Genomic DNA, 25,372 nt, shown 5'->3' with positions numbered 1-25,372 from the left:
AGCGCACCCACAATTTCATTTCACCATGCCCTCTTTGTCGGTAGACTGCGTTAAATCTTTGTAATAAAGCAATGCAGTCAATCCTCCTCCTTTCCTGATGACGCTGGATGTCGGTGTAAACGCTCAATGAATCCAACCTTAAATAACTACCATCTGATTACCCGTTTTCGCCAGCAAGTCAGTGCCCGTGCCGGGCAGGTTGCTTTCCGTGAATGGTCCCCTGCGAGGGAAGTCTCCCTGACCTGGCGTGAACTTGGCGAAAAAGTCGATGCCCTGTCCGACGTGTTATTGCAGGAACAGGTGAGTGTTCAGGAACGCATCGCGATATGCGGAAATAACTCTATGGCGTGGTCCATCGCCGATCTGGCGATTCTCCAGCTACGTGCCGTGACCGTACCTATTTATGCCACCAATACGCCTGCGCAGTCGGCGTATGTGCTTAATGATGCGGATATCCGCATTCTCTTTGTTGTCGGCCAGAAACAGTACGACGCGGCAGTAGCTTTGCGCGACCTGTGCCCGCAGCTCAAACATATTCTGGTGCTGGACAGCAGCGTTGATCTGGGCGGCGTCACTATTGCCCGGCACGTTTCCGAACTCGTTCCGCAGGACCGGTTTTTGTCTGCTGAACGTGAAGTCCGCGTGAATGCCGGTAATCTGGATGATTTATTCACGCTGATTTATACCTCGGGCACCACGGGCGAAGCGAAAGGCGTCATGCTCGATTACACCAGCATGGCGACGCAACTCCGGCAACATGAAGAACGACTGAGTATCTCGGACACCGATGTTTCATTGTGTTTTCTGCCGCTCGCGCATGTCTTTGAGCGGGCCTGGAGTTTTTTCGTGCTCCATTCTGGCGCGCAGAATGTGTTCCTGCGGGAAACCGATTTGGTGCGTGATGCTTTGCAAGCGGTCAAACCGACGGTTATGTGCGCTGTGCCGCGTTTCTATGAAAAGGTCTTCAGCGCAATCCATGACAAAGTTGCCCGCTCAGGCTCGCTGAAGAAGCGGCTTTTCCACTGGGCTGTGGCGCAGGGCAAAGAAAAATACCTGACCGAACGTCGCGGTGAGCGTTATCCTTTCTGGCTTTCTCCTGCTCATTATCTGGCGGATAAGTTGGTGCTGCAAAAGCTGCGCGGTTTGCTCGGCGGTAACTTGCGCTTTCTGCCTGCGGCCGGCGCGAGCCTGGATGACAATGTCATTTTGTTTTTCGAATCCCTCGGGCTGCACATTAAATACGGTTATGGCCTGACGGAAACCTGCGCGACGGTAACCTGTTGGGAAGAAAAAAATTTCCGTTTTGGCTCGGTGGGAACGGCGTTGCCGGAAGTCGAAGTGCGCATCGGCGATGAAAATGAGATCCAGGTGCGCGGCCCGACGTTGCTGCGCGGGTACTTCAATAAGCCGGAAGAAACGGCCGCCAGTTTTACCGCGGATGGCTGGTTCAAAACCGGTGACGCCGGGAAAATGGACGAGCAGGGCAACGTTTTCATTACTGAACGTCTCAAAGACTTAATGAAAACGTCGGGCGGAAAATACATCGCGCCGCAGCGGATCGAAGGCACGCTGGTGCAGGATCGTTATATTGAACAGGCAGCGGTGATTGCCGATGAGCGCCATTTTGTTTCCGCGCTGATCGTCCCGGATTTTGATGTGCTAAACGTGTATGCCCAGGCGCATCACATTGATTATTTCAACCGGGCCGGGCTGGTGAAAAACGAACAGATCCTGTCACTCTTTGCACATCAGTTGCGTGAGATCCAGCATGATCTGGCCGGTTTTGAACAGGTCAAAAAGTTTGTGCTGCTGACGAAACCTTTCACCATGGAAGCCGGAGAACTGACGCCGACGCTCAAACTGCGCCGTAAAATCATTTTCAGCCGCTACCAGCAGGAAATTGATCAGCTTTATCGCGAGTAAGTCGAACCCGTCGATTTACCACTTTTTTGTTAAAAATACCGGCCGACGCCCGTTTGCCGGTTTCTCTCTTATTTTTATGTCAGCCCCGGACATAATTTAATACTGTAATTTTTCCGACCTTCCTGATATTTCTGACTGGTTAGCGCACGCAGGCAGTGTTTTGTCCCGAACGGGTGAATGAAGACAGTGTGAGGTAATAAAACAACGGCTTCGGACAATTTTTGGCGTTTGCCTGACTCAGATTCTGACGCTAAGGTACTGAGTTAGATTCGTTAACGCCAATAAGAACAGCAGGGTTTTTTAAACCCGACAGAAAGTCCTAAAATTCAGAGATTTATCGTTAAATCGTTGCCTGATAGAACAGCGAGCTGAAAGAAAAGTCACCCTATAGAAGAAGCAAAAAGCCTGGAGGCAAAACCATGGAGATGTTGTCAGGAGCCGAGATGGTCGTCCGGTCGTTAATCGATCAGGGCGTTAAGCACGTATTCGGTTATCCCGGCGGAGCGGTGTTGGATATCTATGATGCCCTGCATACGGTCGGTGGGATTGATCATGTGCTGGTGAGACATGAACAGGGTGCTGTTCATATGGCTGACGGTTATGCGCGCGCCACAGGCGATGTGGGCGTGGTGCTGGTGACTTCGGGTCCCGGCGCAACCAATGCGATCACCGGTATTGCCACGGCTTATATGGATTCCATCCCACTTGTGGTGCTATCCGGCCAGGTACACAGTTCACTCATTGGGTATGACGCGTTTCAGGAATGCGACATGGTGGGGATTTCCCGCCCGGTGGTGAAACACAGTTTTCTGGTAAAACGTGCGGAAGATATTCCGACGGTCCTCAAAAAAGCGTTTTATCTGGCATCCACCGGCCGTCCTGGCCCGGTCGTTGTCGATTTGCCTAAAGACGTGGTGAATCCGCAAATCAAACTGCCTTACGCCTACCCCGATCAGGTTTCGATGCGTTCGTATAACCCGACCGTGCAGGGCCATCGCGGGCAAATCAAACGTGCTGTTCAGACCCTGCTGGCCGCGAAAAAGCCGGTGTTGTATGTCGGCGGCGGCGCGATCAACTCTGAATGTGATGCAGAGCTTTTACAACTGGCCGAGAAACTGAATCTGCCGGTGACCAGTTCCCTGATGGGGCTGGGCGCGTTCCCGGGCACGCATCGTCAGAGTCTCGGTATGCTGGGCATGCACGGCACGTATGAAGCCAATATGGCGATGCACAATGCTGATCTGATTTTCGGTGTGGGTGTGCGCTTCGATGACCGTACCACCAATAATCTGGCGAAGTACTGCCCGAATGCCACGGTCATGCATATCGATATCGACCCGACGTCTATTTCCAAAACCGTTAATGCCGACATCCCGATTGTGGGCGATGCGAAGCAGACGCTGGTTCAGATGCTTGAACTGCTGGCGCAAAGCGATGAGAAGCAGGAATACGACGCGCTGCGTGACTGGTGGCAGAATATTGAGAACTGGCGCGGGCGCGAGTGTCTGAGCTACGACAAACATAGCGGCACCATCAAACCGCAGGCGGTTATCGAAACACTGCATCGTCTGACCAAAGGTGAGGCTTACGTGACCTCTGATGTCGGTCAGCATCAGATGTTTGCCGCCTTGTATTACAAATTCGACAAACCGCGCCGCTGGATCAACTCCGGTGGTCTGGGCACGATGGGCTTCGGCTTACCGGCCGCGTTGGGTGTGAAACTCGGCCTGCCAGACGAAACGGTCATTTGTGTGACGGGTGACGGCAGTATCCAGATGAATATTCAGGAGCTGTCTACCGCGCTGCAATACGATTTACCGGTGATAGTTGTCAACCTGAACAACGGTTATCTCGGCATGGTGAAACAGTGGCAGGACATGATTTACTCCGGCCGCCATTCGCAATCTTATATGCAGTCGCTGCCTGATTTCGTCAAACTGGCGGAAGCTTACGGACATGTCGGTATTGCAATCCGTACGCCTGAAGAACTGGAAAGCAAACTGGCGCTGGCGCTGGAACAGAAAAATCGTCTGGTATTTGTCGATATCAGCATTGATGAAACAGAACACGTTTACCCGATGCACATCCGTGGCGGTGCGATGGACGAAATGTGGTTAAGCAAAACGGAGAGGACCTGATCATGCGCCGGATTTTATCAGTATTACTGGAAAACGAATCGGGCGCGTTGTCCCGCGTAGTCGGCCTGTTCTCTCAGCGTGGCTACAACATTGAAAGCCTGACGGTTGCCCCGACCGATGACCCGACGTTGTCCCGTATGACGATTCAGACCGTCGGCGATGCCAAGGTGCTGGAGCAAATCGAAAAGCAGTTGCACAAGCTGGTTGACGTATTGCGTGTTACCGAACTGATCCAGGGTGCGCACGTTGAGCGCGAAATCATGCTGGTTAAGGTGCAGGCTTCCGGTTATGGACGTGAAGAAGTGAAGCGCTCGACAGAAATTTTCCGTGGACAGATCGTGGATGTGACTGCAACGCTTTACACCGTTCAGCTGGCGGGAACCAGCGATAAACTTGACGCCTTTTTAGCCAGCATTCGCGATGTGGCTGAAATTGTGGAAGTTGCCCGTTCCGGCGTGGTCGGTGTTTCCCGTGGTGAGAAAATCATGCGCTAAAGCGTAAATAATCAGCAGCATGTAAAACTTCTTAGCCTGATGAAAGCCCAACTTTTCCGTTGGGCTTTCTTTTTTGCTGATCAGGTGAAGCGATTCGGTAAAACCCCTTGCCCGGCAATGGCTTCTGAGGTTAGATAAAGCATTATCTTTATTAAGGGGTTTTCTCAGTGAAGCTGGATGAGATCGCGAAGTTAGCGGGCGTTTCGCGTACGACGGCCAGTTATGTCATTAACGGCAAGGCGAAACAGTATCGTGTCAGCGATAAGACAGTCGAAAAAGTCATGGCTGTCGTGAAGGAACATAACTATCACCCGAATGCGGTGGCCGCAGGTTTGCGTGCCGGCCGAACCCGTTCTATTGGTCTGGTAATCCCGGATCTGGAAAACACCAGCTACACCAAAATCGCCAATTTCCTCGAACGTCAGGCCAGACAGCGTGGGTATCAGTTGCTGATCGCCTGTTCTGAAGATCAGCCTGATAACGAAATGCGTTGCATCGAACATCTGCTTCAGCGGCAGGTAGACGCAATTATTATTTCCACGTCTTTACCGCCAGAGCATCCTTTCTATCAGCGCTGGGCCAATGATAATTTCCCGATCATCGCACTCGATCGTGCGCTGGACCCTGAGCATTTCATCAGTGTCGTGGGCGCTGATCAAGAAGACGCGCTGATGCTGGCGCAGGAATTGCGCACATTCCCGGCTGAATCGGTCCTGTATCTGGGCGCGTTGCCTGAACTTTCTGTGAGTTTCCTGCGTGAGCAGGGCTTCCGTCAGGCCTGGGCAGATGATCCACGTCAGCCAAAATATCTGTATGCCAATGCCTACGATCGTGAATCAGCGGCTGTCGTTTTTGCCGAGTGGCTGAAAACTAATCCGATGCCTCAGGCGTTGTTCACCACCTCTTTCCCGCTGTTGCAGGGCGTGATGGACGTGACGCTCAAAACAGAAGGGCGCTTGCCTGTAGATCTGGCGATCGCCACGTTTGGCGATAACGAGCTGCTCGATTTCCTCGAATGCCCTGTTCTCGCCGTCGCTCAACGTCATCGTGATGTGGCTGAACGCGTGCTGGAGTTGGTGCTGGCGTGCCTTGATGAGCCGAAGAAACCGAAAGCCGGTCTGACCCGGATCCGTCGCAATCTGTTCCGCCGTGGTCGCCTGAGCCGCAAGTAAACACCGCAACGGGCAGTCATCCAGATTGCCCGTCACTTTCTTCCCGACACATCCGGTCTTCGCTTAAGATAATTCGAGTTATTCTTACTGATAATACCAATACGAAAATTCCCATAGAAGTGGAATGGGTAATTTAGGAGCATTCTCAGATGACTGAATTATTAAGAAATGTTTTTGCGCTTCTTTGGTTGATATAAACCTTCCAATCAATTTCTAAAATACGTTAATACTGTCTGCAAAAGTGCTGTAGAATTCCCCGCTTAATTTCCTTCGGTATGTGTACACCCCCGACGCTGATGGTTTTTAAAACGGCGCAGAGGCTTATGTCATGCGGGTTGGCATACAAAATGATGATGATTTAGCAGTGATAGCCAGAAAAAAATTGAGAATGATTTTTTTTATGGCAAACCGGTCAAGAAATGAGAGTTAGATAGCAGAAGAATATAAATAGTTAAATAATGTTCAGTTTGGTTTTTTTTTAAACGAAATTATTAACCCTGCAAAATTTCTTCAACTAATCATGACGTTATTTTCTATCCCTCCTCTAAAACACCTCACGACAATGCGCAGCACTTTCGTTTACCTGCGTAAATATTGCCAAACCGCCTCTGCTCTGGCTTGACAAGGTTTTAAAACCATCCGTAAACTCTTTTATGTGGGAATTTGTGGGGGAAAGTGGTGAAAAAGGTCACAGAGGGGTAAATCGGTCATGTTTCGTGGCGCGACGATGGTTAACCTCGACAGCAAAGGGCGACTTGCCGTACCCACCCGTTATCGGGATTTGCTGAGCGAAGAATCGCAAGGTCAAATGGTGTGCACCATAGACCTCCATCACCCATGTCTCCTCCTTTACACCCTCCCGGAATGGGAAGTTATCGAACAAAAATTGTCCCGTCTGTCGAGCATGAACCCCGTCGAGCGCCGTATTCAGCGGCTGTTACTCGGGCATGCGAGTGAATGTCAGATGGATAACGCCGGGCGTTTACTGATCGCTACCACGTTGCGTCAGCACGCCGGGCTCGCAAAAGAAGTGATGCTGGTTGGGCAGTTCAATAAGTTTGAACTGTGGGATGAACAGACCTGGTATCAACAAGTTAAGGAAGACATCGACACTGAACAATCATCTCAGGAACCGCTTTCTGAGAGATTACAGGACTTGTCATTATAAGCATGGTTGAAAACTACAAACACACTTCCGTTTTGCTGGATGAAGCCGTTAACGGCCTCAACATTCGACAGGACGGCATTTACATCGACGGAACTTTTGGCCGTGGTGGCCATTCACGTCTGATTCTGTCCCAGCTTGGGCCGGACGGACGCTTGCTGGCAATTGACCGCGATCCACAGGCGATCAAAGCCGCAGAGGCTATTGAAGACCCACGGTTTTCGATTATTCACGGGCCGTTTTCTGACCTCGCTGAGTATGTCCGCGATCGCGGCCTTGAAGGCAAAATCGACGGCGTACTGCTCGATTTAGGTGTTTCTTCACCGCAACTCGACGACGCAGAGCGCGGCTTCTCTTTCATGCGCGACGGGCCTCTGGATATGCGTATGGATCCGACCCGTGGTTATTCAGCCGCAGAATGGCTGATGAAAGCGGAAGAAGAAGACATCACCTGGGTACTGAAGACGTTTGGTGAAGAGCGTTTCGCAAAACGTATTGCGCGCGCAATTGTTGAACGTAACCGTGAATTGCCTATGACACGTACCAAGGAACTGGCTGACCTGATTGCGAATGCCTCGCCGTTTCGTGAAAAGCATAAGCATCCGGCCACGCGCAGTTTCCAGGCGATCCGTATTTATATCAACAGCGAGCTGGAAGAAATTGAACGTGCGCTGGACGGTGCTCTGGAAATTCTGGCACCTCAAGGGCGTTTATCCGTGATCAGCTTCCATTCACTGGAAGACCGTATCGTGAAGCGTTTTATCCGCCAGCACAGTCGTGGTGCACAGGTTCCGGCGGGTATCCCGATGACCGAAGCACAGATCGCAGAACTTGGCGGACGTTCGCTGAAATCCGTCGGAAAAATGATGCCTTCTGATGCAGAAGTGTCAGAAAACCCACGGGCACGCAGTTCTGTTCTCCGTTTTGCTGAGAGAACGAGCGCGTGATTGGTAACGAACGCCACGGACTGGTGGGGGTCATTGCCAGCGATATTCTTCGCAACGGCAAGATCCCGATGATTTTGCTGACCGCCGTTCTGGTCAGCGCAATATTCGTTGTGACCACTGCGCACCGTACGCGTTTGCTGACGGCGCAGCGTGAGCAACTGGTATTGGAAAGGGATGCGCTGGACATTGAATGGCGCAACCTGATCCTCGAAGAGAACGCTCTCGGTGATCACAGCCGGGTAGAACGCATCGCAACGGAGAAATTGCAGATGCAGCACGTTGATCCCTCTCAAGAAATTATTGTGGTTCAGCCTTAAAATGCGCATGGAGAATACAGGCAGCTAATGAAAGCAACACGCACCGCGAAGTTAAAGCGCCCCGAAGACCAAGCCAGCTTTATCAGCTGGCGTTTTGCGTTGTTGTGCGCCTGTATCCTTCTGGCCCTGGTGGGTCTGATGTTGCGTGTGGCTTACCTGCAAGTCATCAATCCGGACAAACTGGTCAAAGAAGGAGATTTACGCTCCCTGCGCGTCCAGACCATCCCCACGTCTCGCGGCATGATCACTGACCGCTCTGGACGCCCGCTGGCGGTGAGCGTGCCGGTCAATGCTATCTGGGCCGACCCGAAAGAAATCAATGATCGCGGTGGTATAACCGTCGATACAAAATGGAAAGCGCTGGCCGATGCGCTGAACATGCCGCTCGATCAGCTTTCTGCCCGCATCAATGCCAATCCGAAAGGCCGTTTCGTGTATCTGGCGCGTCAGGTGAATCCGGCCGTCGGCGAATATGTCCATAAACTCAAGCTGCCGGGTATTTCCCTGCGTCATGAATCCCGCCGTTATTATCCGGCCGGGCAGGTGACGTCGCATGTGATTGGTGTCACCAACATTGATGGCGAAGGTATCGAAGGCGTTGAGAAGAGTTTTGACCGCTGGCTGACCGGTAAACCGGGCGAGCGCACTATCCGTAAAGACCGTTTTGGTCGCGTCATTGAAGACATCTCCACCGTTGACAGCCAGGCCGCACACAATCTGGCGCTGAGCATCGACGAACGTCTGCAGGCGCTGGTGTACCGCGAACTCAATAACGCCGTCGCTTTCAACAAAGCGGAATCCGGCACAGCGGTGCTGGTCGATGTGCAAACCGGCGAAGTGCTGGCGATGGCCAACAGCCCGTCCTACAACCCGAACAACATGCCGGATACGCCGAAAGACGTCATGCGTAACCGCGCGATCACAGACATTTTCGAACCGGGTTCTACCGTGAAACCGATGGTCGTCATGACCGCGTTGAAAAATGGCGTGGTTCGTGAGAACAGCGTGCTGAATACGCTGCCGTACCGGATCAACGGCCATGAGATTAAAGATGTGGCCCGTTACGCGGAGCTTTCCGTGACGGGTATCTTGCAGAAGTCGAGTAACGTCGGTGTTTCACGACTGGCGTTATCGATGCCATCCGCAGAGCTGGTAGACACTTACTCGCGATTCGGATTGGGAAAACCGACCAATTTGGGGCTGGTTGGAGAAAGCAGTGGCTTATACCCTAAAAAACAACGGTGGTCTGACATAGAGAGGGCCACCTTCTCTTTCGGCTACGGGCTAATGGTGACACCTCTCCAGCTAGCGCGAGTCTATGCCACGATCGGCAGTATGGGCATTTATCGCCCGTTGTCGATCACACGTGTTGATCCGCCGGTTTCCGGCGAACGCATATTCCCTGAGCCGGTGGTGCGCACCGTCGTGCATATGATGGAAAGTGTGGCGCTGCCGGGCGGCGGCGGCGTGAAAGCCGCCATCAAGGGCTACCGGATTGCGATAAAAACCGGTACGGCGAAGAAAGTCGGTCCGGACGGTAAATACGTCAATAAATACATTGCTTATACCGCCGGCGTTGCGCCAGCAAGCAACCCAAGATATGCCCTGGTGGTCGTGATTAACGATCCGCAGGGAGGGAAGTATTACGGTGGGGCTGTTTCCGCACCGGTGTTTGGCGCCATCATGGGCGGGGTGTTGCGTACCATGAACGTTGAACCTGACGCGCTGACTGCCGATGAAAATGCAGACATAGTAAATAATCAAAAAGAGGCAACAGGTGGCAGATCGTAATTTGCGCGACATCTTAGCGCCCTGGGTGAATGAAGCCCCAGCGGTAGCGCTAAAAGACATGATCTTAGACAGCCGCATCGCGGCTGCCGGCGATCTGTTTGTCGCGGTCTCAGGCCATACCAGTGATGGGCGTCGTTATATTCCCCAGGCAATTGCCCAGGGCGTCGCTGCCGTCGTGGCCGAAGCAAAAGGTGAAAAAGAGCACGGCACGGTTAGCCAGATGCATGGTGTACCAGTGATTTATCTTGAGGATCTTAACGTCTTGCTTTCCGAACTGGCAGGCCGTTTTTATCAGCAGCCAGGCAAGTCATTACGTTTGGTTGGCGTGACCGGTACCAACGGTAAAACTACTACCACACAACTGCTGGCGCAGTGGAGCCAGTTGCTGGGCGAAACCAGCGCGGTGATGGGGACGGTAGGAAATGGCCTGCTCGATAACGTGGTTCCAGCCGAAAACACCACCGGTTCAGCCGTCCAGGTGCAGCATATTCTGGCTGATTTAGTGAAACAGGGTGCCACTTTCGCCGCGATGGAAGTTTCTTCCCACGGGCTGGTGCAGCATCGTGTGGCCGCGCTGCCGTTTGCCGCCGCCGCGTTTACCAACCTGAGCCGCGATCATCTGGATTACCACGGCGACATGCAAAGCTACGAAGACGCCAAATGGCTGCTCTTCTCTTCGCATCAGGTCGGTCAAAAAATTATCAATGCTGACGATGAAGTCGGGGCGCGCTGGCTGGCGAAAACCCCGAATTCCATTGCGGTCAGCATGGAAGACAAAATCCCGGCAGGCTGGAAAGGCCGCTGGCTGGTTGCCCGTAGCGTGAATTATCACGACAACGGCGCGACGGTGAATATCGATTCAAGCTGGGGCGAAGGCAAGCTGGAGAGCCGCCTGATGGGCGCGTTCAACGTCAGCAATCTGCTGGTCGCACTGGCGACGCTGCTTTCCCTTGATTATCCGCTGGCACAATTGCTGGCGACAGGTTCCCAGTTACAACCGGTTTGCGGTCGTATGGAAGTCTTCAACGCGCCGGGTAAACCTACCGCCGTTGTCGATTATGCACATACGCCGGATGCGCTGGAAAAAGCGCTGGCGGCTGCCCGTCTGCACTGTAAAGGGCAACTGTGGTGCGTGTTTGGTTGCGGTGGCGATCGTGATAAAGGCAAGCGTCCTCTGATGGGCGGGATCGCAGAACAGTTCGCCGACCGCGTTATCGTGACCGATGACAACCCGCGCAGCGAAGAACCCCGCGCCATCGTGGCAGATATTCTCGCCGGATTGCTGGATGCAGGTCGTGCGCAGGAAATTCACGGTCGTGCGGAAGCCGTGACCAGCGCCATCATGCAGGCTAAAGAAGACGACGTTGTGCTGATTGCCGGTAAAGGGCACGAAGATTATCAGCTGGTAGGGAATCAGCGTCTTGATTACTCCGATCGCGTCACGGTCGCACGCTTGCTGGGGGTGATCGCATGATCCGCGTTTCTCTGCAAACTTTGGCTGACGCGCTCAACGCTGAACTTATCGGTGCGGATACGCAAATTGACAGCGTGACCACGGATACCCGTCAGATCACCTCTGGTTGTTTGTTTGTGGCGCTGAAAGGCGAGAAATTCGATGCACACGATTTTGCGGCAGACGCCGTTAAAGCGGGTGCAGGGGCGTTGCTGGTAAGTAAGCACTTACCGGTGGAAGTCCCTCAGTTAGTGGTCGATGATACCCGTATTGCGCTGGGGCAACTCGGTGGCTGGGTTCGTCAGCAGGTGCCAGCCCGCGTGGTCGGCTTGACCGGCTCTTCCGGCAAGACTTCTGTTAAAGAAATGACCGCTGCGATATTGCGTGAGTGCGGCAATGTGCTCTACACCACAGGAAACTTCAATAACGACATCGGCGTGCCGCTGACGTTACTGCGCCTGACCGCAGAGCATGATTTTGCCGTCATTGAGATGGGCGCAAACCATCCGGGCGAAATCGGCTATACCACGGCGCTGGCACGTCCTGAGACGGCGCTGATCAACAACCTGTCCGCGGCTCATCTGGAAGGTTTTGGTTCTCTGGCCGGTGTTGCCCGCGCCAAAGGCGAGATTTTCGACGGTTTGCCTGAAAACGGTATTGCGGTGATCAACGCCGGCAGTAATGACTGGGCAAACTGGCAGCACAAACTGACCGGTAAAACCGTCTGGCAATTTTCTTCTTCAAATACGGAAGGCACCGATTTCAACGCGACAGACGTCATACTCAGCCCGCTGAAGACCGCTTTCACTCTGCATTCTCCGAAAGGCAGCATTGATGTTTCGTTACCGGTGCCGGGACGTCACAACATTGCTAACGCACTGGCTGCGGCGGCGCTGGCGCTGTCTGTCGGCGCTTCGCTTGAAAACGTGCGCGCTGGCCTGAAAACGCTGCAATCTGTCAAAGGACGCCTGTTCCCGATTGCACTCAGCGAAGGCAAAACCCTGCTCGATGACAGCTATAACGCGAACGTCGGTTCCATGACGGCGGCGGCACAAGTGCTGTCAGAAATGCCGGGTTACCGTGTGATGGCCGTTGGCGATATGGCTGAACTGGGCGCCGAAAGCGAAAGTTGTCACCGTCAGGTCGGCGAAGCGATTCGTGCAGCAGGCATCGACAAAGTATTCAGCATAGGCCACGACAGCCGCATCATCAGTGATGCCAGCGGATGTGGTGAGCATTTAGAGGATAAGGCAGCCCTGACGGCCCGTTTAACGAGCTTACTGTCTGAACATGCGGTAATTACCGTTTTGATTAAAGGTTCACGTAGTGCCGCAATGGAGCAGGTAGTACGCGCGTTACAGGAGAATGCAACATGCTAGTTTGGCTGGCCGAACACTTGGTCAAATATTATTCCGGCTTCAACGTCTTTTCATACCTGACGTTTCGCGCCATTGTCAGCCTGCTGACTGCTTTGTTCCTGTCTTTGTGGATCGGACCACGGATGATCGCCCGTCTGCAAAAAATGTCTTTTGGTCAGGTTGTCCGCAACGACGGCCCGGAATCGCATTTCAGTAAACGCGGAACGCCAACGATGGGCGGCCTGATGATTCTGGCTTCCATCACGATTTCTGTCCTGATGTGGGCTTATCCTTCAAACCCGTACGTCTGGTGCGTGCTGTTTGTCCTGCTGGGCTACGGTGTTGTCGGGTTTATCGATGACTATCGCAAAGTTGTCCGTAAAGATACCAAGGGCCTTATCGCCCGCTGGAAATACTTCTGGCAGTCGGTGATTGCGCTTGCCGCCGCCTTCACGATGTACGCCATCGGGAAAGACACGCCAGCCACCGAGCTGGTTGTTCCGTTCTTTAAAGACATCATGCCGCAGCTCGGCCTGCTGTATATCCTGCTGAGTTACTTCGTGATTGTCGGAACCAGCAACGCGGTCAACCTGACGGATGGTCTGGATGGTCTGGCAATTATGCCCACCGTGTTCGTCGCTGCTGGCTTTGCGCTGGTGGCCTGGGCGACCGGTAACATGAATTTTGCCAGCTACCTGCACATTCCTTACCTGCGTCACGCGGGCGAACTGGTGATCGTGTGTACCGCCATTGTCGGTGCCGGGCTTGGGTTCCTGTGGTTTAACACCTATCCGGCACAAGTTTTCATGGGCGATGTCGGCTCTCTGGCTCTGGGCGGTGCGCTGGGGACTATCGCCGTGTTGCTGCGTCAGGAGTTCTTACTGGTGATTATGGGCGGTGTGTTCGTGGTTGAAACACTGTCTGTCATCTTGCAAGTCGGGTCCTTTAAGTTACGCGGTCAGCGCATTTTCCGTATGGCGCCGATCCATCACCATTACGAACTTAAAGGCTGGCCGGAACCGCGCGTCATTGTGCGCTTCTGGATTATTTCGCTGATGCTGGTCCTGATTGGTCTGGCGACGCTGAAGGTGCGGTAATTATGGCTGACTATCAGGGTAAAAAAGTGGTCATCATCGGGCTGGGTCTTACCGGCCTGTCCTGTGTTGATTTCTTTGTGGCACGGGGCGTGACGCCGCGTGTTATTGATACCCGCGTCAGCCCGCCCGGACTGGATAAACTCGCGGATAACATTGAGCGTCACCTCGGTTCGCTCAATGAAGACTGGCTGCTGGATGCGGATCTGATTATCTCCAGCCCCGGAATGGCGCTGGCCACCCCTGCACTGAGCGCTGCCGCTGACGCAGGCGTGGAAATTGTCGGCGATGTCGAGCTGTTCTGCCGCGAAACGCAAACGCCGGTTGTGGCGATCACCGGATCGAACGGTAAAAGTACCGTGACGACGCTGGTCGGCGAAATGGCGAAAGCCGCCGGATGGCGCGTCGGCGTGGGCGGCAACATCGGTTTGCCGGTGCTGACAATGCTTGATCAAGAATACGATTTGTTTGTGCTTGAGCTGTCCAGTTTCCAGCTTGAAACCACGCACAGCCTGCGTGCAGCGGCCGCGACCATTCTTAACGTGACCGAAGATCATATGGATCGCTATCCGTTTGGTTTGCAGCAGTACCGTGCGGCAAAACTGAAAGTTTACGAGAATGCCGCGCTGTGCGTCGTCAACGCGGATGATGCGCTGACAATGCCGGTGCGTGGCGCTGATAAGCGTTGCGTGAGTTTTGGTGTGGATGTCGGTGATTATCACCTGACACGCCAGCAGGACGATATCTGGCTGCGCGTGCGTGGCGAGAAGGTTCTGAATACCAACGAAATGCCGCTGACGGGCCGCCACAATTATACCAATGCGCTGGCCGCGCTGGCGCTGGCAGATGCCGTGGGCATTCCTCATGCATCTGGCCTGAAAGCCCTGACGACCTTTACCGGTCTGGCGCACCGTTTTCAGGTGGCGTGGCAGCACAACGGTGTGCGTTGGATCAACGATTCCAAAGCAACCAACGTGGGCAGCACCGAAGCGGCACTCAACGGCCTGCATGTTGAGGGCACATTGCATCTTCTGCTGGGCGGGGACGGAAAATCTGCGGATTTCTCACCGCTGACGAAATATTTGCAGGGCGACAATCTGCGTATTTACTGCTTTGGCCGTGACGGCGCGGAGCTGGCGGATTTACGGCCTGAAGTTTCTTCTTTGTTTGAAACGATGGAACAGGCGATGCGTGATATCAGTACGCGTGTGGCGTCAGGCGACATGGTTTTACTGTCTCCGGCCTGCGCCAGCCTCGATCAGTTCCGCAGTTTTGAACAACGCGGTGATATTTTCACTGCGCTGGCGAAGGAGCTGGGTTAATGCGGATCCGTATCCCTGGGTTGAGCCTCGTCAGAAAATTTAACGACTGGGTGATGGGGTCGAAAGAAAACGACTCTCTGACGCTGGTGTTGTATGACCGGACACTGCTGTGGCTGACCTTTGGTCTGGCGATTATCGGTTTTGTGATGGTGACGTCGGCTTCGATGCCGATCGGACAGCGTCTGGCGGATGACCCGTTTTTGTTTGCCAAGCGTGACGCAATTTACCTTGCTCTGGCCTTCGGGTTGTCGCTGGTGACGCTGCGCGTACCGATGGCGGTCTGGCAGAAATACAGTAACGTCCTGCTGTTGCTTTCCGTGGTGATGTTGCTGGTTGTGCTGGTGGTGGGGAGCTCGGTAAACGGGGCATCGCGCTGGATTTCACTGGGGCCATTGCGTATTCAGCCCGCAGAGTTTTCCAAGTTGTCACTGTTTTGTTATCTCGCCAGTTATCTGGTGCGAAAGGTTGATGAAGTCCGAAGCAACTTCTGGGGCTTTTGTAAACCGATGGGCGTGATGGTGGTTCTGGCCGTTCTTCTGCTGGCTCAGCCTGACCTCGGCACGGTCGTTGTACTGTTTATTACCACGCTGGCAATGCTGTTCCTGGCGGGGGCAAAGATGTGGCAGTTTCTGGCCATCATCGGTTCCGGTGCTTTCGCCGTTGTGCTGCTGGTTCTTGCCGAACCTTACCGTATGCGCCGCGTAACGTCGTTCTGGAATCCATGGGCCGATCCGTTCGGGAGTGGCTACCAGTTAACCCAGTCACTGATGGCGTTTGGCCGTGGTGAACTCTGGGGACAGGGGCTCGGGAATTCGGTGCAGAAACTGGAGTATTTACCGGAAGCGCATACCGACTTCATCTTCTCCATATTGGGGGAAGAACTGGGGTATTTCGGTGTGGTTCTGGCGTTGTTGATGGTATTCTTCGTCGCTTTTCGCGCCATGTCGATTGGGCGTCGCGCATTAGAGCTAGATCAGCGGTTTTCCGGGTTTTTGGCCTGCTCAATTGGTGTGTGGTTCAGTTTCCAGGCGCTGGTTAACGTTGGGGCCGCGGCGGGGATGTTGCCAACGAAAGGCCTGACCTTACCGCTCATCAGTTACGGTGGTTCGAGCCTGATCATTATGTCGACAGCAATCGTGTTATTGCTGCGAGTGGATTTTGAAACGCGCCTGGCAAAAGCCCAGGCGTTTGTAAGGAGTGCCCGATGAGTGGCAATACCCGGCGTTTAATGGTGATGGCAGGCGGTACCGGCGGGCACGTTTTCCCCGGTCTGGCAGTCGCACATCACCTGATGGCACAAGGCTGGGAAGTCCGCTGGCTTGGCACGGCAGATCGAATGGAAGCGGATTTGGTGCCAAAGAATGGCATCGAGATTGATTTCATTAAAATCTCAGGATTACGTGGGAAAGGTCTGAAAGCGCAGCTCACTGCCCCCATTCGCATATATCATGCGTGGCGCCAGGCGAAAGCCATCATGAAGCGCTTCCAGCCGGATGTCGTTTTAGGCATGGGCGGTTACGTTTCCGGCCCTGGCGGCCTGGCAGCATGGTCACTGGGTATTCCGGTGGTGCTGCATGAACAAAATGGTATTGCGGGCATGACCAATCGCGGTTTGTCGCATATTGCCAAAAAAGTATTACAGGCGTTTCCCGGCGCGTTCCCGAATGCGGCCGTGGTCGGTAATCCGGTGCGTACCGACGTGCTGGCGCTGGAATTACCGCAAACCCGTCTGGCCGGGCGCGAAGGCCCCATCCGCGTACTGGTCATTGGCGGAAGCCAGGGCGCGCGGGTGCTGAATCAGACTATGCCTGAAGTGGCGGCGCTGATGGGCGATAAAATTACGTTGTGGCATCAGGTCGGTAAAGGCGCGCTGGAGTCCGCAAATCAGGCTTACGAAAAAGCCGGTCAGACTCAGCATAAGGTCACCGAATTTATTGATGACATGGCGCAGGCCTATGCCTGGGCGGATGTTGTGGTCTGCCGTTCCGGTGCGTTGACGGTCAGCGAAATAGCGGCCGCTGGTTTACCGGCGATCTTCGTGCCGTTCCAGCATAAAGATCGTCAGCAGTACTGGAATGCGTTGCCGCTGGAAAAGGCCGGTGCCGCGAAGATTATTGAGCAGAAAGATTTTAGTGCCGCAGCCGTCACTGACCTGATGGCCGGATGGGACAGAACCCATCTGATGGAAATGGCTATCGCTGCCCGTGCAGCCGCTATTCCTGATGCGACAGAGCGCGTGGCCGCAGAAGTGGTCGCCGTCAGCAAAAAATGAAATTGAACGGGCCATGCGCAGCGTGGTCCTGGCCGTATGAAACGGATTAATCAGTAACCTGAAATAGTGAATAAAAACGTGAATACACAACAATTGGCGAAACTGCGTACCTTCGTGCCAGAGATGCATCGTGTCCGGCACATTCACTTTGTTGGCATCGGTGGTGCCGGCATGGGTGGTATCGCCGAAGTGTTGGCCAATGAAGGCTATCAGATTAGCGGTTCTGACTTAGCACCGAACGCGGTCACGCAGCAACTGACCGCACTGGGCGCGACGATTTATTTCAATCACCGCCCGGAGAATGTGCTCGATGCCAGCGTGGTGGTGGTTTCGACGGCAATCTCTTCCGATAACCCGGAAATTGTTGCCGCCCGTGAAGCGCGTATCCCGGTTATCCGTCGTGCGGAAATGCTCGCCGAGCTGATGCGTTTTCGTCATGGCATCGCTGTGGCAGGGACACACGGTAAAACCACGACCACCGCGATGGTCACCAGTATTTACGCAGAAGCCGGGCTGGATCCGACTTTCGTGAATGGTGGACTGGTTAAAGCGGCAGGCACGCATGCGCGTCTGGGCTCAAGCCGTTTCCTGATTGCAGAAGCGGACGAAAGTGATGCGTCCTTCCTGCATCTGCAACCGATGGTGGCGATTGTCACCAACATCGAAGCAGATCATATGGATACGTATCAGGGTGATTTTGAAAACCTGAAACAGACGTTTGTGAATTTCCTGCACAACCTGCCGTTCTACGGACGTGCGGTGATGTGTCTTGATGATCCGGTGATCCGTGAGCTGATCCCACGCGTAGGCCGTCACATTACCACTTACGGTTTCAGCGAAGATGCGGATGTGATTATCGAGAATTACCGTCAGGTTGGCGCACAGGGGCACTTTACGATACGTCGTCAGGATCTGCCGCTGATCAGCGTCACGCTGAACGCGCCGGGCCGACATAACGCCCTGAATGCCGCTGCGGCTGTGGCCGTGGCGACGGATGAAGGTATCAGCGATGACGCCATCCTGCGCGCGCTGGAAGGCTTCCAGGGAACCGGTCGTCGTTTTGATTTCCTGGGCGACTACGCGCTGGAAAATGTGAACGGAAAAACCGGCAGCGCGATGCTGGTTGATGACTACGGCCATCACCCGACAGAAGTGGATGCGACAATCAAAGCCGCACGCGCGGGCTGGGCGGACAAGCGTCTGGTCATGATTTTCCAGCCACACCGTTACACGCGTACCCGCGATTTGTATGACGACTTCGCGAATGTGCTGTCTCAGGTAGATGTGCTGATCATGCTCGATGTTTATCCGGCCGGTGAAGCGCCGATTCCGGGTGCCGACAGTCGCTCGTTATGCCGCACCATTCGTGCGCGAGGTAAACTGGATCCTATTCTGGTTTCTGATATTGACGCTGTGCCTGAAAGCCTGGCGCAGATCCTCGAAGGTGATGATTTAGTGCTGGTGCAGGGTGCCGGTAACGTTGGCAAAGTGGCCCGTAAACTGGCTGATCAAAAGTTGCAGCCAGTGAAAAAAGGTGAAGAACATCATGTCTGAGAAAGTAGCGGTATTGTTGGGTGGTACTTCCGCAGAACGCGATGTGTCATTGCAGTCCGGCGCTGCGGTGCTGGCAGGTTTACGCGAATCAGGTGTGGATGCGCATGGCATCGACACCAAAACATTTAACGTGGCGCTTCTTAAAGAAGAAGGGTTCAGCAAAGTCTTTATCGCGCTGCATGGCCGCGGTGGTGAAGACGGTACTTTGCAAGGGTTGCTTGAGCACATTGGCCTGCCGTATACCGGCAGTGGCGTCATGGCTTCTGCGCTGACCATGGATAAATTCCGCACCAAGCTGGTGTGGCAGGCGCTGGGTTTACCGGTTGCTCCGTTCGTGGCATTGCATCGTTCACAAATTGAAGCCGCAGGGCAGGGCGCTCTGGCAACGAAAATTGCCGAATTAGGCCTGCCGGTTATCGTCAAACCCAGCCGTGAAGGTTCCAGCGTTGGCATGAGCAAAGTGACAACTGAAAAAGAGTTGCTGCCAGCCCTGCTGGAAGGCTTTCGTCATGACGATAACGTACTGATTGAAAAATGGTTAAGTGGTCCGGAATACACGGTAGCGATCGTGGGTGATCAGGTTATGCCATCCATCCGTATCCAGCCTGCCGGGACATTTTATGACTATCAGGCGAAATATCTGTCTGATGAAACACAGTATTTTTGCCCAAGCGGTTTGAGCGAGGCGCAAGAGCAGCAGTTATCTGCGCTGGCGTTGCAGGCTTATCAGGCGCTCGATTGCAGTGGCTGGGGCCGTGTTGATGTGATGCAGGACGGTGACGGCAGCTTTAATTTGCTGGAAGTGAATACATCACCGGGAATGACCAGCCACAGCTTAGTGCCGATGGCGGCAAAACATTCCGGTCTGAGCTTCCCGCAACTCGTTTTCCGTATTCTGGCTTTGGCTGACTGATATGTCTCAAGCCGCCCTGAATACCCGAGAGCGTGAGACGGTCGAGACTAACGGCCGTCGCAGTAATGGTGGCCAGCTTGCAGGGATTGTGTTTCTGCTGTTGGTAGTAGGAACGATTTTATGGAGTGCGTGGGCGGTAATTATCTGGATGCAGGATGCGAACCGGTTGCCGTTGTCCCAGCTTGTGGTTACGGGAGAACGTCATTACACGACCAACGATGATATTCGTCAGGCGATTCTGTCCTTAGGGGCACCGGGAACGTTTATGACGCAGGATGTTAACGTCATTCAGCAGCAGATTGAGCGTTTACCCTGGATAAAACAGGTCAGCGTCCGTAAGCAATGGCCGAACGAATTGAAGATACACCTGGTGGAGTATGTGCCGGTCGCACACTGGAATGATCTGCATATGGTTGATGCCGATGGCAAATCATTCAGCATACCCGCTGAACGTGTGGTCAAACAGAAAATGCCGTTGCTTTACGGTCCGGAAGGCAGCGAACAGGATGTTTTGCAGGGCTTTCAAACGATGAGTCAGGCGCTGGCCGCCGGAAAATTCACGTTGAAGGCAGTCGTAATGAGTGCGCGTCACTCGTGGCAGTTAACTCTGGACAGCGACGTCCGGCTGGAATTGGGAAGAGATGACCGGATGGGGCGTTTACAACGTTTTATCGAGCTTTATCCGCGATTCCAGCAACAGGCTGAAGCCGATAAAAAACGCATCACTTATGTCGATTTACGTTACGACAGCGGTGCGTCGGTCGGTTGGGCTCCGGAGTTTATTGACCAGCAAAACAGTAATCAGCAACAGAATCAGGCACAGGCTAAACAACAATGATCAAGTCGACGGACAGAAAACTGGTAGTTGGGCTGGAAATCGGTACGGCAAAAGTTGCCGCATTGGTGGGGGAAGTTCTGCCCGATGGCATGGTCAATATTATCGGTGTGGGCAGTTGCCCGTCCCGTGGCATGGACAAGGGTGGCGTGAATGATCTGGAATCGGTGGTGAAGTGCGTACAGCGCGCCATCGATCAGGCTGAACTGATGGCGGATTGCCAAATTTCCTCTGTTTACCTTGCTTTGTCCGGTAAACATATCAGTTGTCAGAATGAAATAGGGATGGTTCCTATTTCAGAAGAAGAAGTCACGCAGGAAGATGTAGAGAACGTTGTGCATACCGCGAAATCGGTTCGCGTTCGTGATGAGCATCGTGTTTTGCATGTGATCCCTCAGGAATATGCCATTGATTATCAGGAAGGGATCAAAAACCCTGTCGGGCTTTCCGGTGTGCGTATGCAGGCAAAAGTTCACCTGATTACCTGCCATAACGATATGGCGAAGAACATTGTAAAGGCGGTTGAACGCTGTGGCTTAAAAGTTGACCAGCTGATTTTTGCCGGTCTGGCGTCCAGTTATGCGGTTCTGACCGAAGATGAGCGCGAATTAGGGGTCTGTGTCGTCGATATTGGTGGTGGAACCATGGATATCGCGGTTTATACCGGCGGCGCACTACGTCATACTAAGGTTATCCCTTATGCAGGGAACGTGGTGACCAGCGACATCGCTTATGCGTTTGGAACGCCACCGACCGATGCAGAAGCCATCAAGGTTCGCCACGGTTGTGCATTAGGATCGATTGTCGGCAAAGACGAAAACGTCGAAGTGCCGAGCGTAGGCGGACGTCCGCCACGCAGTCTGCAACGTCAGACACTGGCTGAAGTCATCGAGCCTCGTTACACAGAATTGCTGAATTTAGTGAACGACGAAATTTTGCAATTGCAGGAGCAGTTACGTCAGCAAGGCGTAAAACATCATCTGGCCGCAGGTATTGTTTTGACAGGCGGCGCAGCACAAATTGATGGTCTGGCAGCTTGTGCGCAGCGGGTATTCCATACCCAGGTGCGTATCGGGCAACCTCTGAACATCACAGGGCTGACAGATTATGCGCAGGAACCTTACTACTCAACGGCTGTAGGGCTGCTGCACTACGGGAAGGAGTCTCACCTGAGCGGTGAGGCCGAAGTGGAAAAACGCGCCTCAGTGGGCAACTGGTTCAAACGAATCAATAGCTGGCTGAGAAAAGAGTTTTAATGTTTTAACAACGGGATCATGCTCTTATAGCTTTTGATTCCGACGCGACAGGCACAAAACGGAGAGAAACTATGTTTGAACCTATGGAACTGACCAACGACGCGGTGATTAAAGTCATCGGCGTCGGCGGTGGCGGCGGTAACGCTGTCGAACACATGGTGCGTGAGCGCATTGAAGGTGTTGAATTCTTTGCCGTTAACACAGACGCCCAGGCGTTGCGTAAAACGGCTGTAGGCCAGACGATTCAGATCGGTAGCGGTATTACCAAAGGTCTGGGTGCTGGTGCGAACCCTGAAGTGGGTCGTAATTCGGCAGAAGAAGACCGTGAAGCCCTGCGCGCTGCGCTTGAAGGTGCAGACATGGTCTTTATCGCAGCGGGCATGGGCGGCGGTACCGGTACCGGTGCAGCGCCAGTGGTGGCTGAAGTAGCAAAAGACTTGGGTATTCTGACCGTTGCTGTGGTGACTAAGCCTTTCAATTTTGAAGGCAAGAAGCGCATGGCATTCGCGGAGCAGGGTATCGCTGAACTGTCCAAGCATGTGGACTCCCTGATTACCATCCCGAACGACAAGCTGTTAAAAGTGTTGGGTCGCGGTATCTCTCTGCTGGACGCCTTCGGTGCAGCCAACGACGTGCTGAAAGGCGCGGTGCAGGGTATCGCTGAGCTGATCACCCGTCCGGGTCTGATGAACGTCGACTTTGCTGACGTGCGCACCGTAATGTCCGAAATGGGTTATGCCATGATGGGTTCCGGCGTGGCATGCGGTGAAGACCGTGCTGAAGAAGCGGCTGAAATGGCGATCTCCAGCCCGTTGCTGGAAGACATCGACTTGTCTGGCGCGCGCGGCGTTCTGGTCAATATTACCGCGGGCTTCGACCTGCGTTTGGATGAATTTGAAACCGTGGGTAACACCATCCGTGCTTTCGCTTCTGACAACGCGACCGTCGTTATCGGGACCTCCCTTGACCCGGAAATGAATGACGAACTGCGTGTTACCGTGGTGGCGACCGGCATTGGCATGGACAAACGTCCTGAGATCACTTTGGTGACCAATAAGCCAGCCAGCCAGCCAGTGATGGATCACCGTTACCAGCAGCACGGGATGTCTCCGCTGCCGCAGGAAACTAAGCCAGCGGCTAAAGTGGTGAATGATCCAAGCGCGCAATCTAATAAAGAGCCCGACTATTTGGACATCCCGGCCTTCCTGCGTAAGCAGGCAGACTAGTCCGAATTGTAGGATCTCCGCTCTTTGTGCTAAACTGTCCCGCCGATCTTAAGGTAAGCTTAGGTCGGTTGGATGGATAACATTGCGAGATAAAAACGATGATCAAACAACGTACATTAAAACGTATCGTTCAGGCGACGGGCGTCGGTTTGCATACCGGCAAGAAAGTCACCCTGACTCTGCGTCCTGCACCGGCAAATACCGGGGTCATCTATCGTCGCACTGACTTGAATCCCCCGGTTGATTTCCCGGCAGATGCAAAATCCGTGCGTGATACCATGCTCTGTACTTGCCTGGTGAATGAGCAAGACGTACGCATTTCTACGGTTGAACACCTTAATGCGGCATTAGCGGGCCTGGGCATTGATAACATTGTTATCGAAGTCGATGCGCCTGAAGTGCCGATTATGGACGGTAGCGCCGCGCCTTTCGTCTATCTGCTGATGGACGCTGGGATCGAAGAACTGAAGAGCGCGAAGAAATTCCTGCGCATCAAAGAAACTGTGCGTGTTGAAGACGGTGATAAGTGGGCTGAGTTCAAACCATTCAATGGTTTTTCTCTGGACTTCACTATCGACTTCAATCACCCGGCGATTGATTCCAGTTCTCAGCGTTACAAAATGAACTTCTCCGCAGAAGCATTTGTTCGCCAAATCAGCCGCGCACGTACTTTTGGTTTTATGCGTGATATCGAGTATCTGCAGTCACGTGGTTTGTGCCTGGGTGGCAGCTTTGATTGCGCGATTGTTGTGGATGATTACCGCGTGCTTAACGAAGATGGCCTGCGTTTTGAAGACGAATTCGTTCGTCACAAAATGCTTGATGCTATCGGCGACCTGTTCATGTGTGGGCATAACATTATTGGTGCGTTTACCGCATTCAAATCTGGCCACGCGTTGAACAATAAGTTATTGCAAGCGGTACTGGCTAAGCAGGAAGCCTGGGAATTAGTTACCTTCCAGGATGAAGCTGAAATGCCTGTGGCTTTTAAAGCACCCTCTACAGTATTGGCGTAATCGCTACTGATATCATGACTTATTACGACTGGTTGTTTTGGCACCCTCTCCGGCCAATTCAGCCAGTCGTTCTAATGCCTTTCTGAGTTTTTCCGGGCTACGGCTCGCAAGTCCCCGTAATCCTTCCGCACTCTGCGCACTTAAATGCCTGACGGGCATTGATTCCGAAGCGATCGCTTTATTTTTAACGGCAATCTGCGAGGCATTTTCCATTTTCGCCATGAGCGAAGGATTAATCCTGATGTCGATTGACGACAAAGATGGTAGAATTTGCGCTCGAAGTGCAGAGAGTAGTGCCGGTTGTTCATAGCGTAAGCGCATCATCCAACTGGCATTGGCTATCTCCAGCACTAAAACTCCCTGTCGATAATTACCGACACGACACCATGGTTGCATGGGCGCCGGTAACAGACCTTTCACTGCGCGGTTTAGATTTAATAACGCCGCCGCACGCTGTTGAACAATACGCAGCGGGCTTTGCTCAGTGGAAGAAGCATCATCGAACAGGATATCTAATAATTGTGGGCGGCTATCGCGCATGATGGGCTCCGGCGGATTGTAAACTTGTGATTGGTATTCTAAATCGTTGGCGACAATTTGGCAGAAAGTATTTTTGGCCGCATCTCCTGTTGGGGATGGTCGCGGCAAGCCTTGGCGTGTCAACGAACCTCTCGCAAACGGAACTGCCTGCGGTTCCCAATACGTCCTCAAGCCTAAACAGACTTAACATCGGCAGTTCAGGGCTGAGTAATCTCGCATTGCTCCAGGCGAATCGCCGCCCGTCTTTCGGTGTGGATTACTGGCAGCAGCATGCACTGCGCACGGTTATCCGTCATCTTTCTTTTGCGCTGGCACCCCAGGTCGTTTATACCGTATCCCAACCTGAAATTGTTGCGCAGGAAGCCGAACCCCTGCACGTACAGCAACTTGCACTGCTGGTAACCCTGAATGCATTACTGACGCATGAATCCAAACCGCCGGTTATCATCCGTCACACGCAACAACCTTTTTACACCTTCTCTTCGTCGTACCAAACCGGACTGTGGTTAGCACAGGTGCAAGGCATTCGTGCCGGCCCGGCCTTCCTGATTTAACAGACTGTAAGTTTAAACTCTATCTATAAATC

Annotated in this window: 22 protein-coding genes; 21 read left to right on the top strand and 1 reads right to left on the bottom strand. The window is 53.4% G+C overall.

Going from position 1 to position 25,372, the window contains the following annotated elements; all coding sequences use genetic code 11:
* Positions 1 to 126: 126 nt before the first annotated feature.
* The 20 genes from ACM5QY_RS01215 (at position 127) to lpxC (ending at position 24,246) form a co-directional block, all read left to right on the top strand.
* Positions 127 to 1,923 carry an AMP-dependent synthetase/ligase gene (locus ACM5QY_RS01215; RefSeq protein WP_416118888.1) on the top strand — a complete coding sequence of 599 codons (1,797 nt, stop codon included), beginning with the start codon at positions 127 to 129 and terminating at the stop codon, positions 1,921 to 1,923.
* A 419-nt stretch (positions 1,924 to 2,342) separates the two neighbouring features.
* Positions 2,343 to 4,061, top strand: a complete 1,719-nt coding sequence (ilvI, locus tag ACM5QY_RS01210) for an acetolactate synthase 3 large subunit (protein WP_416118887.1) — start codon at positions 2,343 to 2,345, stop codon at positions 4,059 to 4,061.
* A 2-nt stretch (positions 4,062 to 4,063) separates the two neighbouring features.
* Complete coding sequence (gene ilvN, locus ACM5QY_RS01205) at positions 4,064 to 4,555, top strand: acetolactate synthase small subunit (protein WP_192938010.1); 492 nt, start codon at positions 4,064 to 4,066, stop codon at positions 4,553 to 4,555.
* A 167-nt stretch (positions 4,556 to 4,722) separates the two neighbouring features.
* Positions 4,723 to 5,727, top strand: coding sequence for a catabolite repressor/activator (gene cra, locus ACM5QY_RS01200; protein ID WP_416118886.1), 1,005 nt, complete (start codon positions 4,723 to 4,725; stop codon positions 5,725 to 5,727).
* 709 nt (positions 5,728 to 6,436) lie between these two features.
* Complete coding sequence (gene mraZ, locus ACM5QY_RS01195; RefSeq protein WP_104923345.1) at positions 6,437 to 6,895, top strand: division/cell wall cluster transcriptional repressor MraZ; 459 nt, start codon at positions 6,437 to 6,439, stop codon at positions 6,893 to 6,895.
* Positions 6,896 to 6,897: 2 nt separating this feature from the next.
* The gene (gene rsmH / locus ACM5QY_RS01190; RefSeq protein ID WP_416118885.1) at positions 6,898 to 7,839 is read left to right on the top strand and encodes a 16S rRNA (cytosine(1402)-N(4))-methyltransferase RsmH; all 942 of its coding nucleotides are present in this window, start codon (positions 6,898 to 6,900) and stop codon (positions 7,837 to 7,839) included.
* On the top strand, positions 7,836 to 8,156 hold the full coding sequence (ftsL, locus tag ACM5QY_RS01185) for a cell division protein FtsL (RefSeq protein ID WP_416118884.1): 321 nt from the start codon (positions 7,836 to 7,838) through the stop codon (positions 8,154 to 8,156). The genes rsmH and ftsL overlap by 4 nt, the downstream gene beginning before the upstream one ends.
* Positions 8,157 to 8,183: 27 nt before the next feature.
* The gene (locus ACM5QY_RS01180; RefSeq protein WP_416118883.1) at positions 8,184 to 9,947 is read left to right on the top strand and encodes a peptidoglycan glycosyltransferase FtsI; all 1,764 of its coding nucleotides are present in this window, start codon (positions 8,184 to 8,186) and stop codon (positions 9,945 to 9,947) included.
* Positions 9,934 to 11,421 carry a UDP-N-acetylmuramoyl-L-alanyl-D-glutamate--2,6-diaminopimelate ligase gene (murE, locus tag ACM5QY_RS01175; protein WP_416118882.1) on the top strand — a complete coding sequence of 496 codons (1,488 nt, stop codon included), beginning with the start codon at positions 9,934 to 9,936 and terminating at the stop codon, positions 11,419 to 11,421. Before ACM5QY_RS01180 ends, murE begins: the two co-directional genes overlap by 14 nt.
* Complete coding sequence (gene murF, locus ACM5QY_RS01170; protein WP_416118881.1) at positions 11,418 to 12,779, top strand: UDP-N-acetylmuramoyl-tripeptide--D-alanyl-D-alanine ligase; 1,362 nt, start codon at positions 11,418 to 11,420, stop codon at positions 12,777 to 12,779. Before murE ends, murF begins: the two co-directional genes overlap by 4 nt.
* Positions 12,773 to 13,855 (top strand): phospho-N-acetylmuramoyl-pentapeptide-transferase, encoded by a 1,083-nt coding sequence (gene mraY, locus ACM5QY_RS01165; RefSeq protein WP_101075164.1) that lies wholly within the window; start codon positions 12,773 to 12,775, stop codon positions 13,853 to 13,855. Before murF ends, mraY begins: the two co-directional genes overlap by 7 nt.
* A gap of 2 nt (positions 13,856 to 13,857) precedes the next feature.
* The gene (gene murD, locus ACM5QY_RS01160) at positions 13,858 to 15,174 is read left to right on the top strand and encodes a UDP-N-acetylmuramoyl-L-alanine--D-glutamate ligase (RefSeq protein ID WP_416118880.1); all 1,317 of its coding nucleotides are present in this window, start codon (positions 13,858 to 13,860) and stop codon (positions 15,172 to 15,174) included.
* A gap of 5 nt (positions 15,175 to 15,179) precedes the next feature.
* Entirely contained in the window at positions 15,180 to 16,382 is a 1,203-nt protein-coding gene (gene ftsW, locus ACM5QY_RS01155; RefSeq protein ID WP_416122796.1) for a cell division protein FtsW, read from the top strand.
* Positions 16,379 to 17,446, top strand: coding sequence for an undecaprenyldiphospho-muramoylpentapeptide beta-N-acetylglucosaminyltransferase (gene murG / locus ACM5QY_RS01150; RefSeq protein WP_416118879.1), 1,068 nt, complete (start codon positions 16,379 to 16,381; stop codon positions 17,444 to 17,446). Before ftsW ends, murG begins: the two co-directional genes overlap by 4 nt.
* 78 nt (positions 17,447 to 17,524) lie before the next feature.
* The gene (murC, locus tag ACM5QY_RS01145) at positions 17,525 to 19,000 is read left to right on the top strand and encodes a UDP-N-acetylmuramate--L-alanine ligase (RefSeq protein ID WP_416118878.1); all 1,476 of its coding nucleotides are present in this window, start codon (positions 17,525 to 17,527) and stop codon (positions 18,998 to 19,000) included.
* The gene (locus ACM5QY_RS01140) at positions 18,993 to 19,913 is read left to right on the top strand and encodes a D-alanine--D-alanine ligase (protein WP_416118877.1); all 921 of its coding nucleotides are present in this window, start codon (positions 18,993 to 18,995) and stop codon (positions 19,911 to 19,913) included. Before murC ends, ACM5QY_RS01140 begins: the two co-directional genes overlap by 8 nt.
* A 1-nt stretch (position 19,914) precedes the next feature.
* Positions 19,915 to 20,751 (top strand): cell division protein FtsQ, encoded by an 837-nt coding sequence (gene ftsQ, locus ACM5QY_RS01135; RefSeq protein ID WP_416118876.1) that lies wholly within the window; start codon positions 19,915 to 19,917, stop codon positions 20,749 to 20,751.
* On the top strand, positions 20,748 to 22,004 hold the full coding sequence (gene ftsA / locus ACM5QY_RS01130; RefSeq protein WP_416118875.1) for a cell division protein FtsA: 1,257 nt from the start codon (positions 20,748 to 20,750) through the stop codon (positions 22,002 to 22,004). Before ftsQ ends, ftsA begins: the two co-directional genes overlap by 4 nt.
* Positions 22,005 to 22,075: 71 nt before the next feature.
* Positions 22,076 to 23,230, top strand: a complete 1,155-nt coding sequence (ftsZ, locus tag ACM5QY_RS01125) for a cell division protein FtsZ (RefSeq protein WP_416118874.1) — start codon at positions 22,076 to 22,078, stop codon at positions 23,228 to 23,230.
* A gap of 98 nt (positions 23,231 to 23,328) precedes the next feature.
* Positions 23,329 to 24,246 (top strand): UDP-3-O-acyl-N-acetylglucosamine deacetylase, encoded by a 918-nt coding sequence (gene lpxC / locus ACM5QY_RS01120; RefSeq protein ID WP_416118873.1) that lies wholly within the window; start codon positions 23,329 to 23,331, stop codon positions 24,244 to 24,246.
* 12 nt (positions 24,247 to 24,258) lie between these two features.
* On the opposite strand, the gene ACM5QY_RS01115 is transcribed toward lpxC, so the two are convergent.
* Positions 24,259 to 24,786, bottom strand: a complete 528-nt coding sequence (locus ACM5QY_RS01115; RefSeq protein ID WP_416118872.1) for a DUF721 domain-containing protein — start codon at positions 24,784 to 24,786, stop codon at positions 24,259 to 24,261.
* A gap of 26 nt (positions 24,787 to 24,812) precedes the next feature.
* Here ACM5QY_RS01115 and secM point away from each other — a divergent pair, with 26 nt between their 5' ends.
* Complete coding sequence (gene secM, locus ACM5QY_RS01110; protein ID WP_416118871.1) at positions 24,813 to 25,340, top strand: secA translation cis-regulator SecM; 528 nt, start codon at positions 24,813 to 24,815, stop codon at positions 25,338 to 25,340.
* Positions 25,341 to 25,372 lie beyond the last annotated feature (32 nt).

Origin of the sequence: Rahnella sp. PCH160 (genome assembly GCF_047784855.1) — a bacterium.
Lineage (GTDB): Bacteria > Pseudomonadota > Gammaproteobacteria > Enterobacterales > Enterobacteriaceae > Rahnella.
The sequence above is the reverse complement of the archived record's forward strand: the minus strand, read 5'-3'. Positions and strand labels throughout refer to the sequence as shown.

Coding starts and splice junctions, on each gene's coding strand:
- ACM5QY_RS01215 (WP_416118888.1), top strand. CDS start 127: ATGAATCCAACCTTAAATAACTACCATCTGATTACCCGTTTTCGCCAG.
- ilvI (WP_416118887.1), top strand. CDS start 2,343: ATGGAGATGTTGTCAGGAGCCGAGATGGTCGTCCGGTCGTTAATCGAT.
- ilvN (WP_192938010.1), top strand. CDS start 4,064: ATGCGCCGGATTTTATCAGTATTACTGGAAAACGAATCGGGCGCGTTG.
- mraZ (WP_104923345.1), top strand. CDS start 6,437: ATGTTTCGTGGCGCGACGATGGTTAACCTCGACAGCAAAGGGCGACTT.
- rsmH (WP_416118885.1), top strand. CDS start 6,898: ATGGTTGAAAACTACAAACACACTTCCGTTTTGCTGGATGAAGCCGTT.
- ACM5QY_RS01180 (WP_416118883.1), top strand. CDS start 8,184: ATGAAAGCAACACGCACCGCGAAGTTAAAGCGCCCCGAAGACCAAGCC.
- murF (WP_416118881.1), top strand. CDS start 11,418: ATGATCCGCGTTTCTCTGCAAACTTTGGCTGACGCGCTCAACGCTGAA.
- mraY (WP_101075164.1), top strand. CDS start 12,773: ATGCTAGTTTGGCTGGCCGAACACTTGGTCAAATATTATTCCGGCTTC.
- murD (WP_416118880.1), top strand. CDS start 13,858: ATGGCTGACTATCAGGGTAAAAAAGTGGTCATCATCGGGCTGGGTCTT.
- murG (WP_416118879.1), top strand. CDS start 16,379: ATGAGTGGCAATACCCGGCGTTTAATGGTGATGGCAGGCGGTACCGGC.
- ACM5QY_RS01140 (WP_416118877.1), top strand. CDS start 18,993: ATGTCTGAGAAAGTAGCGGTATTGTTGGGTGGTACTTCCGCAGAACGC.
- ftsQ (WP_416118876.1), top strand. CDS start 19,915: ATGTCTCAAGCCGCCCTGAATACCCGAGAGCGTGAGACGGTCGAGACT.
- ftsA (WP_416118875.1), top strand. CDS start 20,748: ATGATCAAGTCGACGGACAGAAAACTGGTAGTTGGGCTGGAAATCGGT.
- ftsZ (WP_416118874.1), top strand. CDS start 22,076: ATGTTTGAACCTATGGAACTGACCAACGACGCGGTGATTAAAGTCATC.
- lpxC (WP_416118873.1), top strand. CDS start 23,329: ATGATCAAACAACGTACATTAAAACGTATCGTTCAGGCGACGGGCGTC.
- ACM5QY_RS01115 (WP_416118872.1), bottom strand. CDS start 24,786: ATGCGCGATAGCCGCCCACAATTATTAGATATCCTGTTCGATGATGCT.